Below are 14,554 nucleotides of genomic sequence, written 5' to 3'. Positions count from 1 at the left end.
TAGGGTCTTCTCACCGCTGTTATTATATTTAGACATCTAAACGTCTTGATTGCCAAATACTAACACCCTGTGATAGTGTGTCAACAACCACATCACTGGCGGGTATGAAGATAATGAGAAATAACCCACTGATTCCAAAGAGCAAATTGCCCAATCTTGGCACCACGATTTTTACGCAAATGAGCGCGCTGGCGCAGAAACATCAGGCAATAAATTTATCTCAAGGCTTCCCTGATTTTGATGGTCCTTCTTATTTGCACGAGCGGTTGGCTTATCATGTCGCGCAGGGCGCGAATCAATATGCGCCGATGACGGGCGCGCAGGCGCTGCGGGAGGCCATAGCCGATAAAACGGCGGAAATATATGGTTATCGACCCGATGACGTAAGTGATATCACCGTCACGGCGGGCGCGACAGAAGCGCTGTATGCGGCGATTACCGCGCTGGTGCGGGCAGGGGATGAGGTTATCTGTTTCGATCCCAGTTACGACAGCTATGCCCCGGCCGTGGCGCTTTCCGGCGGCGTGTTAAAACGCATAGCGCTTACGCCGCCGCATTTTCGCGTCGACTGGCAGGCGTTTTCGGCGTTGCTTAGCGAGCGCACGCGGCTGGTGATCCTCAATACGCCGCATAATCCCACCGCTACCGTCTGGCGTCAGGCGGATATCGAGGCGCTGTGGCAGGCTATCGGCGAGCGGGAAATTTATGTATTAAGCGATGAAGTGTACGAGCATATTTGTTTTGCCGCCGAAGGTCATGCCAGCGTATTGGCGCACCCTCAGTTACGAGAGCGGGCGGTTGCCGTTTCATCGTTTGGTAAAACCTTTCATATGACGGGATGGAAGATTGGTTACTGCGTTGCGCCTGCGGCTATTAGCGCCGAAATACGCAAAGTTCACCAGTACCTGACGTTTTGCGTCAATACGCCGGCGCAACTGGCGCTGGCGGATATGCTGCGCGCCGCGCCGGAACACTATCGCGCGTTACCCGATTTTTACCGGAAAAAACGCGATGTGCTGGTTAACGCGCTGGCGAAAAGCCGATTAAAAGTACTGCCCTGTGAAGGTACCTATTTTCTTTTAATCGATTACAGCGCAGTGTCGACGCTAAATGACGTTGAGTTTTGCCAGTGGCTAACCGAAGAAGTCGGTGTCGCCGCTATTCCGCTCTCTGTCTTTTGCGCCGCCCCTTTCCCGCATCAGCTTATACGTTTATGTTTCGCTAAACAGGAATCAACGCTGCTGGCCGCCGCAGAGCGCCTGTGTAAACTGTAGTTATTTAACCGTCCACGCTCTGGAGAATCGACGGTCTGCAAAAAGTTCCTGCAGTCCGTTGATCTGTTTCAGGCGCAGGACTTCATCGGCGTCCATACCTAACTCCTGTCCGATTTTGCTCTCGTCCCAGCCTAGCTGAGAAAGTTCGCGTACGATTTCGGACATGGCGTGGATCTGGTGGCGTCCGCGCGCGCGGTTATGCCGGATGGTTGCCGCCATCCGTTCGTGACGTTCTCTGTCCAGACACGCTACCGGCAGATAACCTTTCAGGCGCCTTTTCAGGACCGCTTTTCCTTTGCCCAACTCATGACGGTGAAAGCCGTCTACAATCTCGTATTCCTCCGTATTGGCCTTTACCACCACAATCGGCTGAGTAAACCCATCTTTTTCAATCGATTTAAGCAGCAATTTTTTCTCCGGCGGCGCAACGTTATTCGGGTTGTAGTCATTAGGCGAAATATGATCGTTTTTCACCCACAGGACACAATCGACAGGCTCATCGCGAAAAGGACTAACGTTATGTATCGCCATTCTAAATTCATTAATGGCGGCGATCCTTTCCTCTTCAGGCAGTCCAGAGAGAAAGTGAGTTATTTCGGTTGTGAGTCGGTGTTGCATAAGATCCCCCATTCCTGGCGTTTAGCTTTCATGCGTTCGTTATAACGCTGGTAACTCTTAGGTTTTGTCGGACTGAATGACAGCGCCCGGCACCAGTAATCATTGTTCAGTAATACTTTGCAGATCCGTCGCCATGACGGAATATCCCGCGATCCGATATCGCCCTGCTGCGTCTGTGGAATGGTGTTCATGCCTTTTTTCTTATACCACTGCAAATAAACGGCGATTTTATTACGGTAATGTTCGGCAGTGACTTCAGGCATACTGTGTAGCAGGAGCAGCGCGTACTCCTCCCAGTTAAGGTGATCGGGTTTTAAAATTTTCCGGTGGCCGTAAAAATGGCTGTCCTGCCCGGCGTATATTCCTCCGCTGAGTACGCCGCTGACTCTGGCGCACATGGCCGCCCAGCGCTCAGGTTCGATAACATGATACAGCCATAACCCCTGCCGTTGTTCCGGGCCGAATGGTTCGCAAATACGCATGTAACGGACCGGTACGCCAGCCTGATACATCAAATTATACAAGGGGTTACATGATTTACCTGTTTTGGCGAACCAGGTCCAGATATCTGCGGTTTTCCAGTCATAGATGGGGTAGATATACCAGGTGTGCCCCTTGGGGGCCAACGTGGTCCAGGGCTTATCGTCGGCAAAGCGCAGCTTATGCGAGTTAGCGATAGCGACAAACCGGTTATAGGATTCGTCGGAACGAATACCGACCAGCATAGCGGCAGGGCGCTTTTCTGAAAACCAGTCGGCAAAATCGCGAACGAACTGTTCAAAAGTCATGCCGTGTTGATAAAAGGAAAAAAAGGCCGGATCGGTAATCGCATCTTCTGGCGGTTGTCGTACCCAGTCGGTTCCCGGCTGCCAACACTGCCACTCCGGCTGGTATTGTGAAAGGGAATTTTGTGTGGTTAAGGGTAATGCGACCCAATAAAAACGCTCAATAACGTCCGCGTAGTATTCACGTAACGATTCAATATAAGCGATAGTACAGGAGAATTGCGCTTCCCAGTCAATGAAAAGAACGTGGATCTTTTTATTCATTTTGCGCGCCAACGTTGCCGTCAGGTGCAGCATAAGTCCTGAATCTTTACCACCAGAAAATGAGACGCAGACCCGGGGTAAAGTTTTCAGGGTCCATGTTATACGCTCTTGAGCCGCTTCCAGAACATTTTGCTCAAGCGGAACTTTATAAACCGACATCTCTGGATAGTCTCCAATGTGTTAACTACAATATATTCGCAATAATTAACATAAAGGATAATCTGATTATATGAACTTGCAATGTCTTATTATATTCTCTAAGTAAATACATTCTACGAATGTATACACTTAATTTATATTATTACTCGTTCTCTGATCTCCTTATTAACGCTTTTTTGTGATGTGCTCAATGAGCTCAGCAAATCCGCTATTATTCAGCGAAGCTCTATTGTACATAAGATAGAATTGTATAGGAGCAATGGTAAAAGGTGTGGCGACTTTTTTAAGTTTGATAGAGGAAGAGTAATAGTCAACAAATGTTTGTGGTAAAAAACCAATAAGCTCCGTGGAGCTGATGGAGTTGGCGATAGTCATCACCGATTTGCTTCTTAAACCAATTATTCTCTCTCCCAGCACATCATCTATAAGTGAATGATACTCTTTCATACCGGTTGCCCGGGAGACGAGTTGCGTAAATGACTCTTGTAGAATTTCATCGATAGTGGCGGTGTCGCCTAGTCGGGGATGGTTTTCACTGCAAACCAGGATACATTCTAGCCTATTAAAGTGAGTACAAACAATAGAACGATTATTAAGTGGGGCCATTGAAACCACAACATCTGCTTTGCGGTAGGCAAGCAGATCTTCAGGCAGTTCGTCAGTGGTCAAAATGTCGTGATGTTCAATTTCAACCTGTGGATCTTTGCGGATATATTTAACTAATTTCATCGCATATTGAGTGATCAACAGCTGTGGGCTGTAGATAATAAATTTTTTCTTCAGGCTGGACTGATTCATTATATTAATAGTTTGTTCCAGACTGTTAAGGTTATTTTCTAAATGATAATGTAAATTAATGCCTGTTACGGTAGGCGTAATTCCTTTGCCTGAACGAATAAATAGAGGATCATTGAATTGCGTGCGCAGGCGTTGCAATGACTGACTGACGGCAGAAGGTGTAATATAGAGTGTTTCCGCTGCTTTGCTAATGCTTAAATGTTGATAGATACATTCAAATATAACCAACAGGTTAAGATCAAATTTTTTAAGGTCGTAAAGGTTAGCCATAGTATCTTCCCGGCATTATCATGGTATCTCCCATGATTATGACTTAATCTCAATAATTTACCAGAATTATGTTTATTAAACTTAATGTAGAGTTTATTTAAACTAAAATACCACAGTTATGAATATTTTAGCGAGTAAATAATTACGGTAAAGGCGAACATAACTTACACTGATATAATCACGCCGCTAGCCTAAAAAGGCTGTGCCGGATGACATGCTGGTCTGGCGTCGCGTTAATACCGGGAGGAGGTTGGCCCGACAAACGTAGCGCTGTCGGGCGGGGTACGGTTAAGCTTCTGCCTTGCTAATTTCTGCGTTAAGGCTGCCCCATCATGGCGTCCAGTTGCGCTTTTTCCGGTAAACCAACAACCTGTTGCAAAATCTTATCTTTATTCATGTAATAAATTGCTGGCGTCGCGTTAGCGCCAAGATCGTCCATTAACTGCTGATTCTGATTAATGACTTTCATCTGCGCCGGGGGGATGGACGCAGGAACCTCCAGCTTCATCTTTCCTGCGGAGGCTTCATAGTCATGCCAGGTTTTCGCCGGGTCTTTCGCGGCTAAAATCGCTGCGGCTGTGGCCGGGCTTTCCGGTTTAATCACGCCGACCAGTAATGTGCGTAATTGTACCTTGCCGGATTCGACCCACGGACGAGCTTGTTGCCAAAACTGCTTACAATAGGGGCAGAAAGGATCGGCAAAGACATACAGCACCACCGGCGCGTCTTTTTTACCGTCGAGTATCCATGACGCTTTTTCCATTTTCTGCCACATTTCACGTCCGGCTGGCGCATAGATCTCTTTTTCTATCAGGGCGTTGCTAAGATTTTCACCTTTTTCATTATACATATAGCCGGAAATCGCGTGTTTACCGTCCGGCGTCAGATAAATCGTGACGCCCATATCCTGATACTTTCCGAGATAGCCCTTCATACCCCCCGGCGCCTCGAAGGATTTCAGGATAGTTATACCCTGTTTTTCAATGGCTTTAACCGGCGCAGGCAGTTCATCCGCGTGGGCGAGAATGGGCAGCATAGCAAGCAGCAATGTACGTTTAATCATATTTTTTCCTTTTAATATCAAAGCGAAAAGAGTATTAATGATGATGCCTATCGCAGACATAGGTAAGAGCTGGCGTGCCAGGATTGCCCTTTCTATGCTGGGGTGATGTAATCCTTTTCGCTGTTACAGCCTTTGTTAAGGTAATGTAGAGCGCAACACTTAGCCAGCATATACGCTATGGATTTCGAGTGGCAGGCAATACGCCTGCCATTTGCAAGACGAGTCGTACTGGCTCTGAAGTTACCTACGGGTAGTTCAGGTAATGGGGCCGCCTGTCAGGCGGCCTTTTTACTTTAGATGGCTGACAGGGCGCAGTGTTCACAATGTCGCCCTAATCGGGTTGTTAGTTAACGCTTATTGATTTGATAATGGAAACGCATTAGCCGAATCAGCAAAATTTCGTTAACTTACTCCTCAACGAAAACACGGAGGAAGTATAGATGTCCTTAATTAACACCAAAATCAAACCTTTCAAAAACCAGGCGTTCAAAAACGGTGAATTCATTGAAGTCACCGAGAAAGATACCGAAGGCCGCTGGAGCGTCTTCTTCTTCTACCCAGCCGATTTTACCTTTGTTTGCCCGACTGAACTGGGTGACGTTGCCGACCATTACGAAGAACTGCAGAAGCTGGGCGTAGACGTTTATTCCGTCTCAACCGATACTCACTTTACGCACAAAGCATGGCACAGCAGCTCTGAAACTATCGCAAAAATCAAATATGCGATGATCGGCGACCCGACTGGCGCCCTGACCCGTAACTTCGACAACATGCGTGAAGATGAAGGTCTGGCAGACCGTGCGACCTTTGTTGTTGACCCGCAGGGTATCATCCAGGCGATCGAAGTTACCGCTGAAGGTATCGGCCGTGACGCGTCTGACCTGCTGCGTAAAATTAAAGCAGCACAGTATGTTGCCGCTCACCCAGGCGAAGTATGCCCGGCGAAATGGAAAGAAGGTGAAGCGACTCTGGCTCCATCCTTAGACCTGGTCGGTAAAATCTAAATTTCCGTCGTCTTTCACGCAATAGCTGCGTTGGCGTTGCCTGCTCACCCCGGTCACTTACTTCAGTAAGCTACCGGGGATTCTCAGGCTAGCCGCCTTACTCTGACGTGAAATACTTTGGAAATTGTTTCAGTCATGGGCGCACCCGCGCCCATTTCATTTCAGCACCATGACGCAAGTTGCATTAATGCAGTCCCGCGAAGTCGGCTTGCATGATGATGTTTTCAGAGAGGGAAGAAGAATGCTCGACACAAATATGAAAACCCAGCTCAGGGCTTACCTTGAGAAACTGACCAAACCTGTTGAGCTGATTGCCACGCTGGATGACAGCGCTAAATCGGCGGAAATCAAGGAACTGCTGGCTGAAATCGCCGAGCTGTCCGACAAAGTCACATTTAAAGAAGACAATACTCTGCCGGTGCGCAAGCCGTCTTTCCTGATTACGAATCCAGGTTCTCAGCAGGGGCCGCGCTTTGCCGGTTCTCCGCTGGGCCACGAATTTACCTCGCTGGTTTTGGCGTTGCTGTGGACCGGCGGTCATCCGTCAAAAGAAGCGCAGTCGCTGCTGGAGCAGATTCGCGATATTGACGGCGATTTTGAATTCGAAACTTATTATTCACTCTCCTGCCATAACTGCCCGGACGTAGTGCAGGCGCTGAACCTGATGGCGGTGCTGAACCCGCGTATTAAACATACGGCAATTGATGGCGGCACCTTCCAGAACGAAATCACCGAACGTAACGTGATGGGCGTTCCGGCGGTGTTTGTCAACGGTAAAGAGTTCGGCCAGGGACGTATGACTCTGACCGAGATTGTCGCTAAAGTGGATACTGGCGCAGAAAAACGTGCGGCGGAAGCGCTGAACAAACGCGATGCGTATGACGTGCTGATTGTCGGCTCCGGCCCGGCGGGCGCGGCGGCGGCGGTCTACTCGGCGCGCAAAGGCATCCGTACCGGTCTGATGGGCGAGCGCTTCGGCGGTCAGGTGCTGGATACCGTGGATATCGAAAACTATATCTCGGTGCCGAAAACCGAAGGCCAGAAACTGGCGGGCGCGCTGAAAGCGCATGTCAGCGATTACGACGTTGACGTTATCGACAGCCAGAGCGCAAGTAAACTGGTTCCGGCAGCGACAGAAGGCGGCCTGCATCAGATTGAAACGGCATCCGGCGCAGTCTTGAAAGCGCGCAGTATCATCATCGCCACCGGCGCAAAATGGCGCAATATGAATGTGCCGGGCGAGGATCAGTATCGCACCAAAGGCGTCACCTATTGCCCGCACTGCGACGGTCCGTTATTTAAAGGCAAGCGTGTGGCGGTCATCGGCGGCGGCAACTCCGGCGTCGAAGCGGCTATCGATCTGGCCGGTATTGTAGAACACGTTACGTTGCTGGAGTTCGCGCCGGAGATGAAGGCGGATCAGGTGCTACAGGACAAAGTGCGTAGCCTGAAAAATGTCGATATCATTTTGAATGCGCAAACGACAGAAGTGAAGGGCGACGGTTCGAAAGTGGTGGGACTGGAGTATCGTGACCGTGTCAGCGGCGATATTCATAGCGTCGCGCTGGCAGGAATTTTTGTGCAGATTGGTCTGTTGCCGAATACCAACTGGCTGGAAGGCGCGCTTGAGCGTAACCGCATGGGCGAAATCATTATTGACGCCAAATGTGAAACCAGCGTTAAGGGCGTCTTCGCCGCAGGCGATTGTACCACCGTTCCTTACAAACAGATTATCATCGCCACAGGCGAAGGGGCGAAAGCCTCGTTGAGCGCCTTTGATTATCTGATTCGCACCAAAATCGCATAAAAAGAAGTAAGCACACCTGCAAGGCCAGTTAACTGGCCATCGTAAATGGCCCGATAGTGTAAGCTATTCGGGCCTGCGGCGTTTATGCCTGGGGAACGCCGCCGGCTAAAACACGTTCTTCATTATCAATACTCTGAAACCGTCTGTTAATAACAGACGGTTTTTTATTTCAACGGTCTTCTGTTTTTAAAATTTGAAACAATAAAAAAGCCTTCTACGGATTTAACTGGAATTTTTCTGTTTTTTTATCAAAGAAAGATTAAGCGCTTCCGCTAACATGCCCATTCTTTTTTCTTGATTTATATTGCATTTGTATGTGAGGTTATTTATTCATGGATTCAATCTATGAATCACTGACGGAATTAGAAAAAACAGGGCTTACATTGCGTGATTTTTTTAATTCTCATGATAGTCATTCACTAAAATCTGCCTACGTGAGATTAAATCCCTCTGCTGCGGTAAACCTTACCGACCGGGCGTGGCTGGAAGCGGAGTATGACTTTAATGCGCTATTCGTCGGCCCTGGCAAGCTGCTGGCTGCGCCTTTCGCTTCAGTGTATCTGGAAGAGGATGCGCTGGTGATGGGAAAGGCGACGCTGGAGATACGGGATTTTATGGCCGCGTTGGGATTATCGGTTAATCAGGAAAGCAATATTCCTGACGATCATATTTCCTGCGTGCTGGAATTGACCACACTATTACTGGCTAACACTCGGCAAACGTCATCATACCGATCTACTCTCACTCAATATATCAATAACTATTTAACAAAGTGGGTGCCATTATATATCGAAAAAATAAAAACTCATGCACAAACGACCACGTTATATACGGTGGCGGACATCTTATTTTATTGGCTTGATGAATTAAAACGAGAGTATCAATATGAGTAATGAGACGGGACATCTGAACAGACGTTCTTTTTTAAAGGGGATAGTGGCACTGGGCGCCGTTGCGGCTTTACCCGGAGGATTACTGACCTCCCGATGCGCGCTTGCGCAGCCGCCTGTTCCCTTTAACCCTAAAACGTACAAAATTTATCGCAACGCGTGTCCGCGTAACTGCTATGACACCTGTAGCCTCAAGACGTGGGTAAAGGACGGGGTCATTACTTTCGTGGAAGGCGCGCCGGAATCAACATTTACTCACGGTACCCCTTGCGTCAAAGGGTTAAGCTATCCGCGCCGGGTTTATAGCCCCGATCGTATTAAATATCCCATGGCGCAGGACGTTCGCGGTAGCGGCAACTGGCGTCGCATCTCATGGGAAGAGGCGATGCAGCGCATTGCCGCCAAAATGCTGGAGATTAAGAAAAAAGACGGTTCTATGCTCGGTCTGGCGCTGACCAAATATTCCGGTAAGTTTGGCGTGCTGAACTATGCCGTTGAAGGGATGATGTCCTCGCTTGGCTACACCACCCGTTTTGCCGGTACGCCGTGCTGGCCTGCCGGTATCGACGCGCAAAACTACGACATGGGCGACATGTGGTGTAACGACCCGGAAGATATGGTGAAAGCGAAATACATCATTATCTGGGGCGCCAACCCGGCCTGGTGCTCAATGCACAGCATGAAGTACATCTATCAGGCGCGCGAGAAAGGGGCGAAGGTCGTGGTTATCGACCCGCTGCTGTCGCAGACTGCTGCCAAAGCCGATCTCTACCTGCGCGTACGGCCTGGCTCAGACGGTGCGCTGGCGCTGGGAATGGCGCGTCATCTGGTGGATAAAGGCCTGGTGGATCAGGATTTTGTTAACAACGATGCTCACGGCTATCCGGAATTTGAAGCCTATCTGCGTAACCATGTAACCGTGGAGTGGGCGGCAGAAATCTGCGGCCTGTCTGCGGATGTCATTCGCCAGCTGGCGGAAGAGTTTACGGCGGTTAAGCCGGCCACGGTCTGGATTGGTTACGGGATGCAGCGTCATGTCAACGGCGGCGCCAACGTTCGCGCTATCGATGCCTTTGTCGCTATGTCCGGCAACATCGGTGTCGAAGGTGGCGGCGCGCGTTATGGCCATCTGCATACCTGGGGCTTTAACTATAACGCCATGCTGCAGAAGCCGCCGGTGGGCGCTATTGGCATACCGGGAGCGGCGGGCACCACCAGTGAATTCGGGGCTGCCGCTGGCAGCGACGCCGTGCAGTACTCCGATCGCTCTCTGAATATCAACCAGACGGCGCAGGGGATTCTGGAGGCCAACGATCCGCCGGTTCGTATGCTGTGGGTCGCCTGTAAAAACCCGTTTGCCCAGGATTTCGATCGCAGCAAGATGAAAAAAGCGTTTGAAAAACTGGAAATGGTGGTCTGCGCCGATCAGTTCTTCAACGAAACGGTGCAACACGCTGATATCGTGCTGCCCGTTACCACCGCGTTTGAAGAGTGGAACGTGGATGCTTCTTACTGGCACTACTGGCTTTCCATTAATCAGCCGGCGATTAAGCCGATGTATGAAGCAAAATGCGACCTTGAAATCGCTACCATGCTGTCGCGCACCATTAATAAGATGGCGCCGGGTTCCTGTACCTTCCCGCAAGAGTTCGATCACAAGCGTTGGCTGGATCAGGAGTTCAACGACGGTATGGCGAAAATGTTCGGCATCTCTTCCTGGGACGATCTGCTGGACGGGCCGAAAAAAGCGATCCTGCCAAGTTCAGCCGCCTGGTACGATCGCAAGTTCAAAACGCCGTCAGGCAAGTATGAATTTAAATCTGAACTGGCGGAGAAAAACGGCCACACCGCGCTGCCGGAATACAAACCGGAAGCCGAGAGCAAACTGCCGTTCCATCTGTTTACGCCGCACGTGCAGTTTGGCCTGCACTCGCAGTTTATCAACCTGGACTGGATGCAGGTGTTCTACCCGGAACCGTTCGTTTATATCCATCCTTCTTCCGCACAGAAAAAAGGCATCAGCGAGAACGATCTGGTCAAAGTTTTCAATGGCACCGGTGAAGTTGAGCTGCGGGCAAAAGTCACCACCAACGTGCCGGAAGATTTTCTGGTGATGTATGAAGCGTGGTTCCCGAAACGGCAGTACAACGTGCAAAACGTCGTGGCCGATACGCCTGCTGATATGGGGCTGATGAAAACTGGCGCGCCGGGCGCCGCTATCCACAGTCAGTTTGCTGACGTTGTATTGATCGGTAAAGGGGAGTCCGTAGCATGAGACGTGCGTTTTTAGTGAATAGCGATAAGTGCATCGGCTGCCGCGGCTGTGCTATGGCGTGTAAAAGCTTTAACCAACTGGAGCCGGATCGCTTCTGGCGCTACGTTTATCCGTTGGATAAAGACATCTATCCACATGAAGAGCGGGCGTTTTACTCGCTGGCCTGTAACCACTGCGAACATCCGGCCTGCGTCGCCGCCTGTCCGGTCGAAGCCTATACCAAACGTGAAGATGGCGTGGTGGTGCATAACCCTGAGCGCTGCATCGGCTGTAAAAACTGTATTCGTAACTGTCCTTATGGCGCGCCGCGTTTTAATGAAGAGACGCGTAAAGCGGAAAAATGCAGTATGTGCTACGAGCGTCTTGATATCGGTATGAATCCGGCGTGCGTAAACGCCTGTCCGGTGGGCGCCTTGTCGATTATCGATTTGGATGCCGATCCTGTGCCCGATACTGCGGTGCAGTATCCGCCAGGGTTCCCGCATATGCCACAGCTTAATCCAGGAACGCGCTTTATTCTGGCGCGCCAGCCTAAGCAGCCGGAGGACAAGTAATGGAAAAATATGAACTGCCGCTGGTGTTTTTTACGGTATTAAGCCAGATGTCTGTCGGGATGGCTTTGGTACTGACATGGCGTACGCTGCGTGGTGAAGTGGAAGGCCAGCGTTTCTATTGGTTGGCCACCGGGCTGGTGCTGGCATTGGCGTCTATTGCCGCGATTCTGCATCTGGCGCATCCCGATCGCGCTTATGATGCGCTGATTAACCTGCGACATGCCTGGTTAAGTCGGGAAATCCTTGGCGCCACGTTGTTTGGCGCAGCGGTCGGCGTAACGTTCCTGGCAAAGGGACATAAAGCGATGGCTCTTATCGCCTCCGTGTTCGGCGTGTTACTGGTGGCGGTGCAGGGGATGACCTACGCCGCGCCAGCGATGGTGGCTATCGCTAATGGATTTACCATGCTGTTATTTTTTATTACGGTATGGGTCATGGGTTGCGCGGCGATTCCGCTGTTAAAACTCAGGCCTGCCGTTCCTGCGTTGCGCCAGGGGATTGTGGCGTGTATCGCGGTACTTATCGCGGCGCCGCTGGTGTGGTTAAGCGGGGGAACGGTCATGCAGATGACGGCGCATTCATGGCTGGCTTCACCGTTTTATCTGGCAAGCCTGGTCTGCCTTGCGCTCGCTTTTGTCGCCAGCCGTTACGGTGATTCGCGCCCGAAACGCCTGTTCGTCTTGTTATTCGTTGGCGTATTTCTGAGTCGGCTGGTCTTTTTTGGCGACACGGTGAGTACTATTGTGAATATCGGGCATTTGTACTAACGATGATGCAATAAAAAGCCCTGCCAGGCGTGACCTGGCAGGGCGTGTCAGTTTTTAGCCGCCAGGGTTAACGCACAACCAATACTGGCAGCGTCGCATGACGCACCACGCTTGAGGCGTTAGACCCCAACAGGTGTGTCGTGATAGACGGATTACGCGAACCGATTACCACGACATCCGCATCCAGTTCTTCGCCCATCTCATTGACGACATCGCGCACGCTACCAAAGCGAACATGCGTTTTAATTCGTGAAGGATCGATACTGAAGTGTCCCACCATCGTTTGCAGACGCGTTTCCGCTTCATGCTGCAAATGTTCTTCAAAGCGACGCACGTCGGCGGCAAAGCGGTGCAGACTCATGCTCGCGGACCCTGGCAGTACATGCAACAGATGAATGACGCCATCCTGTTGCGCCAGAAACTCAGCGTGGCGAATGGCTTTATCGCTAAGTTCCATTTCAAAAACATCAACCGGCATAATGATTGTCTTATACATACCCGTTACTCCCTGTTAATCAATACTGAATTTATTCAAGCATATAATAATGTTTCTTTCTGCTATTTGTCTGGCAATTTTAAATATTGCGGCAACCTGGCGCTAAAAAAATCGTGTATTTTCCAGGAAAAATCCTAAAGCCGCCTGTTTTGCCGGCAGTCTCTCCGGGATAGCTACCCTTTTATAGTCGAACGCAACATTCACCGTTACCCCGGAGGCTGCATGAAAGCATTGACGTATCACGGTCCACATCACGTAAAGGTTGAAAACGTACCCGATCCCGGCATTGAGCAGCCTGACGATATCATTTTGCGTGTTACCGCCACCGCGATTTGCGGATCTGATTTGCATCTCTATCGCGGCAAGATCCCACAGGTAAAACATGGCGATATTTTCGGCCATGAATTTATGGGCGAAGTGGTGGAAACTGGACATGATGTGAAGAATATTCAGAAAGGGGATCGGGTCGTTATCCCGTTTGTCATTGCCTGTGGTGACTGCTTTTTCTGTCGACTACAGCAATATTCAGCGTGTGAAAACACTAACGATGGACACGGCGCGGCGATGAATAAAAAACAGATCCCGCCACCGGCGGCGCTGTTTGGGTATAGCCATCTGTATGGCGGCGTTCCCGGCGGACAGGCCGAATATGTTCGCGTGCCAAAAGGTAATGTCGGTCCATTTAAGGTGCCGCCGCTGTTATCTGACGATAAGGCGCTGTTTCTTTCTGATATTTTGCCTACCGCCTGGCAGGCGGCAAAAAATGCCCAGATTCAGCAAGGTTCCAGCGTGGCGGTTTTTGGCGCAGGGCCGGTAGGATTACTGACTATCGCCTGTGCGCGACTGCTGGGCGCGGAGCAGATCTTCGTCGTTGATCACCACGCCTGGCGCTTGCGTTTCGCCGAAGAACGTTACGGCGCGATACCGATCAACTTCGATGATGAGAACGATCCGGCGGAAAAAATCATCGAGCAGACGGCAGGACACCGCGGCGTGGACGCGGTAATTGATGCCGTAGGCTTTGAAGCGAAAGGCAGCTTGACGGAGACGGTGCTGACGAATCTTAAACTGGAAGGCAGCAGCGGCAAAGCGCTGCGACAATGTATCGCGGCGGTCAGACGTGGCGGCGTGGTCAGCGTGCCCGGCGTGTATGCCGGTTTTATTCACGGCTTTTTATTCGGCGACGCCTTTGATAAGGGGCTAACTTTTAAAATGGGTCAAACCCATGTTCACGCGTGGCTGGGGGAATTATTACCGCTTATTGAGAAAGGGTTGCTGAAGCCGGAGGAGATTGTCACGCACTATATGCCGTTTGAAGAGGCGGCGCGCGGCTACGAAATTTTCGAAAAACGCGAAGAAGAGTGCCGGAAGGTTATCCTGGTGCCGGGAGCGACGTCGGCACAAGCGGCGCAGAAACAGGCGACGGGAGTAATCAACCCGATGCCAGGCGGCGTTGTCTGAAACAGGCAGAAATGAAAGGGCTAACGGAAAGAGGATGCGCAGGCATCCTCTGTGTAAACGCATTAACGC

Annotated in this window: 13 protein-coding genes; 8 read left to right on the top strand and 5 right to left on the bottom strand. The window is 50.5% G+C overall.

Going from position 1 to position 14,554, the window contains the following annotated elements; translation table 11 throughout:
* The first annotated feature begins 113 nt into the window (after window positions 1–113).
* Window positions 114–1,274 (top strand): pyridoxal phosphate-dependent aminotransferase, encoded by a 1,161-nt coding sequence (locus tag ACLJTG_RS10455; RefSeq protein WP_198898219.1) that lies wholly within the window; start codon window positions 114–116, stop codon window positions 1,272–1,274.
* Here the strand turns inward: ACLJTG_RS10455 and ACLJTG_RS10450 are convergent, their stop codons facing one another.
* From ACLJTG_RS10450 to dsbG, 4 genes are all read right to left on the bottom strand, one after another.
* Window positions 1,275–1,892, bottom strand: coding sequence for an IbrB-like domain-containing protein (locus ACLJTG_RS10450; RefSeq protein WP_001164759.1), 618 nt, complete (start codon window positions 1,890–1,892; stop codon window positions 1,275–1,277).
* On the bottom strand, window positions 1,865–3,100 hold the full coding sequence (locus ACLJTG_RS10445) for a phosphoadenosine phosphosulfate reductase (RefSeq protein ID WP_023227385.1): 1,236 nt from the start codon (window positions 3,098–3,100) through the stop codon (window positions 1,865–1,867). The genes ACLJTG_RS10450 and ACLJTG_RS10445 overlap by 28 nt, the downstream gene beginning before the upstream one ends.
* 165 nt (window positions 3,101–3,265) lie before the next feature.
* Complete coding sequence (gene citR, locus ACLJTG_RS10440) at window positions 3,266–4,168, bottom strand: DNA-binding transcriptional repressor CitR (RefSeq protein ID WP_001578022.1); 903 nt, start codon at window positions 4,166–4,168, stop codon at window positions 3,266–3,268.
* A 316-nt stretch (window positions 4,169–4,484) separates the two neighbouring features.
* Window positions 4,485–5,231 (bottom strand): thiol:disulfide interchange protein DsbG, encoded by a 747-nt coding sequence (dsbG, locus tag ACLJTG_RS10435; RefSeq protein ID WP_079951140.1) that lies wholly within the window; start codon window positions 5,229–5,231, stop codon window positions 4,485–4,487.
* Between the two features lie 440 nt (window positions 5,232–5,671).
* Between dsbG and ahpC the strand changes: the two genes are divergently transcribed.
* The 6 genes from ahpC (at window position 5,672) to ACLJTG_RS10405 (ending at window position 12,528) form a co-directional block, all read left to right on the top strand.
* Window positions 5,672–6,235, top strand: a complete 564-nt coding sequence (gene ahpC / locus ACLJTG_RS10430) for an alkyl hydroperoxide reductase subunit C (RefSeq protein WP_000052802.1) — start codon at window positions 5,672–5,674, stop codon at window positions 6,233–6,235.
* Between the two features lie 241 nt (window positions 6,236–6,476).
* Complete coding sequence (ahpF, locus tag ACLJTG_RS10425) at window positions 6,477–8,042, top strand: alkyl hydroperoxide reductase subunit F (RefSeq protein WP_023218840.1); 1,566 nt, start codon at window positions 6,477–6,479, stop codon at window positions 8,040–8,042.
* A 332-nt stretch (window positions 8,043–8,374) separates the two neighbouring features.
* The gene (locus ACLJTG_RS10420; protein WP_079951139.1) at window positions 8,375–8,935 is read left to right on the top strand and encodes a molecular chaperone; all 561 of its coding nucleotides are present in this window, start codon (window positions 8,375–8,377) and stop codon (window positions 8,933–8,935) included.
* Window positions 8,928–11,207 (top strand): molybdopterin-dependent oxidoreductase, encoded by a 2,280-nt coding sequence (locus ACLJTG_RS10415; protein ID WP_000064310.1) that lies wholly within the window; start codon window positions 8,928–8,930, stop codon window positions 11,205–11,207. The genes ACLJTG_RS10420 and ACLJTG_RS10415 overlap by 8 nt, the downstream gene beginning before the upstream one ends.
* Window positions 11,204–11,761 carry a 4Fe-4S dicluster domain-containing protein gene (locus ACLJTG_RS10410; RefSeq protein ID WP_021000051.1) on the top strand — a complete coding sequence of 186 codons (558 nt, stop codon included), beginning with the start codon at window positions 11,204–11,206 and terminating at the stop codon, window positions 11,759–11,761. The genes ACLJTG_RS10415 and ACLJTG_RS10410 overlap by 4 nt, the downstream gene beginning before the upstream one ends.
* Window positions 11,761–12,528, top strand: coding sequence for a dimethyl sulfoxide reductase anchor subunit family protein (locus tag ACLJTG_RS10405; RefSeq protein ID WP_064000845.1), 768 nt, complete (start codon window positions 11,761–11,763; stop codon window positions 12,526–12,528). The genes ACLJTG_RS10410 and ACLJTG_RS10405 overlap by 1 nt, the downstream gene beginning before the upstream one ends.
* A 67-nt stretch (window positions 12,529–12,595) precedes the next feature.
* Here ACLJTG_RS10405 and uspG read toward each other — a convergent pair whose 3' ends face one another.
* Window positions 12,596–13,024 carry a universal stress protein UspG gene (uspG, locus tag ACLJTG_RS10400; RefSeq protein ID WP_000278499.1) on the bottom strand — a complete coding sequence of 143 codons (429 nt, stop codon included), beginning with the start codon at window positions 13,022–13,024 and terminating at the stop codon, window positions 12,596–12,598.
* A 222-nt stretch (window positions 13,025–13,246) separates the two neighbouring features.
* Here uspG and ACLJTG_RS10395 point away from each other — a divergent pair, with 222 nt between their 5' ends.
* On the top strand, window positions 13,247–14,485 hold the full coding sequence (locus ACLJTG_RS10395) for a zinc-dependent alcohol dehydrogenase (RefSeq protein ID WP_000646109.1): 1,239 nt from the start codon (window positions 13,247–13,249) through the stop codon (window positions 14,483–14,485).
* The last annotated feature ends 69 nt before the right edge of the window (window positions 14,486–14,554 follow it).

Source organism: Salmonella sp. SAL00672, from assembly GCF_046552175.1.
Lineage (GTDB): Bacteria > Pseudomonadota > Gammaproteobacteria > Enterobacterales > Enterobacteriaceae > Salmonella > Salmonella enterica.
Note: the sequence above shows the minus strand (reverse complement) of the source record. Positions and strands in the feature narration are given on the sequence as shown.